Source organism: Hyalangium sp., assembly GCF_035629615.1.
In the GTDB taxonomy this organism is placed as follows: Bacteria; Myxococcota; Myxococcia; order Myxococcales; family Myxococcaceae; genus Hyalangium.
This window is the reverse complement of the sequence record NZ_DASPHO010000044.1, coordinates 1-2,707: the sequence shown is the minus strand read 5'-3', so window position 1 is coordinate 2,707 and position 2,707 is coordinate 1. Positions and strand designations below refer to the sequence as shown.

Here is a 2,707-nt window from a genome sequence, read left to right as displayed (position 1 = left end):
CGGATCGGAAAGGCCCACTGCGGGTGGATGCCTCCCAGCGCGAGATCCCCCACCACGGGCTGCCGCGTCTCGACGGCTCGGAGCAGGCTCTCCGGCTCATTCGCGCGGGGCAGCGGCGTCCCGAGCGGACGCCTCAGGCTCACGAGCTGCTGGCCTTCCGTCGTCAGCAGCACCACCGTGAGCCAGGACGGCTGGGTCCTTTGCACTCGCAAGGCCTCGGCGCGGAAGCCCTCGAGGTTGCCGCTGTCGAGCTGCTCCGACTCTGCCAACGCCTGGAGCGTCCGGATGGTCGCCGACACCTCGCGCTCGAAGGCCCAGGTCATCGCATGCGCCGAGCGCTGCAGGCGGCGCTCCATCGAGTCCTGCATCTGGCCCGTGAGCCGCAGCACCATGAGCCCGGAGAACGCCACCACCGGCAGCAGGGCCCCCGCGATCAGCAGGGTGAGGTGCCATCGCAGTGGCCAGGGGCGGAGAGAGCCAGGACGTGCGAGCCGTGTCATCCGGTGCCGGTCGTAGCACCCACCGTCCAGGAAAGCATGCCGCCGGTGGGCAACCAGGCAGGCACGATCCCTGGGAGAAATATCACCGCCCAGAAGGAATGAACCCGACGCCCTCTCGCGGAGTGACCCAGGCCCCCCACCTGTTGTAAGAGGTTGGGTGCCGGAGCGGCCCGGGTGAACGCCGGCCACTGCAGGAACGGGTGGCGGGAGGAAAGTCCGAGCTCCAGAGGGCAGGGTGCTGGCTAACGGCCAGTCGAGGTGACTCGCAGGACAGTGCCACAGAAAACAAACCGCCCGTCCCGCAAGGGGCGGGTAAGGGTGAAACGGTGCGGTAAGAGCGCACCGCGCTCGGGGTGACTCGAGCGGCACGGTAAACCCCACCTGGAGCAAGAGCCAATAGGAGCGCGTCTCAGCAGTCAGGGGACAAGGATTGCCCGTCCGATGCGCTCGGGTTGCTCGCTGATGAGGCCCCTGGGCAACCAGGGCCCTAGACGAATGTTCGCCGCCCACCTCGAAAGGGGTGGGGACAAAACTCGGCTTACAGGGCCGCTCCGGTTCTTTCTTTCGTGCTACAAACCCCGCGTGCTTCGGATCTGGCTCTGCGTCCTCGCGCTGCTCTTCGCCTCGGTCGGCGGCTCGGGCTTCAACCCCGCTGTCTCCACGGGCGAGGCGTGCGCGCAGAGCTGCCCGGACGATGACGAGCGCGGGCAGTGCAGCCCGGACTGCGTCGACTGCACCTGCTGCGGGCACATGCGTCCTGTGCTGATGGTTCGCTCCTCCCTCCTGCTGTTGAGCCCTCCCGGTGGGGTCTCCCTGGTGGATGAGGTGAAGGAGCCGCTGCCCGTCGATACGGGCGACATCCTGCACGTTCCCATAGCCGCTCTCGCGTAGGCCACGTCCGCCGTCCCCTCCTCCTTCTAAGGCCAGGGCAGGTGCTCCCTCGCAGCGCTCGGGGTCCGCCTTCTCCTGAGCTCGCACGCCTCCGCGAGGTCTCTCCCGTGTCCCACCGCCTTGCGACGGCAGCCTTCGGGCTGGCCGCCGCCCTTCTCTGGCCGCGCCCCGGTGCGGCCCAGCCGTCAGAGCTGACCCTCCAAGAGACCCTGGCCCTGGCCCGCCAGCGCGCCCCGGCCCTGCTGGAAGCCGCGGGCCGTGTGGCCGAGGCCCAGGGGCCCGTGGCCGGTGCTTCGCCCCTGTTGCGCGACAACCCCACCCTGGAAGCCCAGACGGGCCCCCGTACCCTCTCCACCGGAGAGCGAGGCCTGGATGTGGCCGTGGGGCTCGTCCAGCCCTTCGAGCTAGGCGGCAAGCGCGGCGCACGCCTGGAGGCCGCACGCGCCGGCCTGGCCCGTGAGACCGCTCACCAGCGGGACATGGAGCGCCTCGTCCTTGGCGAGGTGGCAGCCACCTTCTTGCGCGCCCTGCACACCCGGGAGCGGCTGCTCCTGGCTCGCGCCGCCGCGGAAGCGGCCTTGGAGACGGCACAATCCGCCCAGCGGCGCTTCGAAGCGGGTGACGTTCCCGTGGTGGATGTCCACGTGGCGCGGGTGGCCTCCGCGCGCGCCCGGGCAGTGGTGGCGAGCACGGAAGGTGAGGAGGCCGCGCTCCTGGGCGAGCTCCGCGTGCTGCTGGGGCTCCCCGTCCGGCAGGCACTGACCGTGCGCGGGGAGCTGCGCACCCTGGCTTCCCAGCCCGTGGTCCCCTCCACGAGCTCACAGGCGCGCCCGGACATTGCCGAGCTGGAGGCGGAGCTGGCGCAGGCGGAGGCCGCGCTGCGCCTGGGGAAGAGCGCTGCGTGGCCTGACGTCTCCCTCGGCGTCCGCTACCAGCGCGAGGCGGATGAGTCCGCCGTCCTCGGCACCTTGAGCGTGCCCTTGCCGATCTTCTCCCGAGGCCAGGAGGCCCGCGTGACGGGTGAGGCCCGGGTGCACCGCCTCCAGGGAATGCTGGAGGCCGCGCGCCTTGCTCGGGAGACTCAGGTGGAGAGCGCTCTCGCCCAGTACCGCAAGCAGCAGGAGACCGTGGAGCTCCTGGAGCGAGAGGCCCTCCCGCTGCTGGCCGACAACGAGTCGCTCGCCCGCAAGTCCTACGAGGCCGGGGAGATGAACCTCGCCGAGTTCCTCCTCGTGCGCCGCGACACGCTGGAAGCACGCGCCGCATACCTCGACAGCCTCCTTCACGCCGCTCTGGGCCGCACTCGGCTCGCCGTT

Annotated in this window: 2 protein-coding genes, 1 other RNA gene and 1 pseudogene; 3 read left to right on the top strand and 1 reads right to left on the bottom strand. The window is 70.7% G+C overall.

Annotated elements, in window-relative coordinates; translation table 11 throughout:
- Window positions 1–500 (bottom strand): annotated as a pseudogene (locus VD972_RS01980) (hybrid sensor histidine kinase/response regulator); the annotation flags it as partial.
- A gap of 162 nt (window positions 501–662) precedes the next feature.
- On the opposite strand from VD972_RS01980, the gene rnpB reads away from it, so the two are divergent.
- The 3 genes from rnpB to VD972_RS01965 all read left to right on the top strand — a co-directional run.
- An RNA gene (gene rnpB, locus VD972_RS01975) (RNase P RNA component class A) lies at window positions 663–1,057 on the top strand.
- 25 nt (window positions 1,058–1,082) lie between these two features.
- A complete protein-coding gene (locus tag VD972_RS01970) occupies window positions 1,083–1,391 on the top strand; it encodes a hypothetical protein (RefSeq protein ID WP_324979880.1) in 309 nt (102 codons plus the stop codon).
- A 107-nt stretch (window positions 1,392–1,498) separates the two neighbouring features.
- Window positions 1,499–2,707: TolC family protein (locus VD972_RS01965; RefSeq protein ID WP_324979877.1), on the top strand; the 1,209-nt coding region annotated here is incomplete at its 3' end.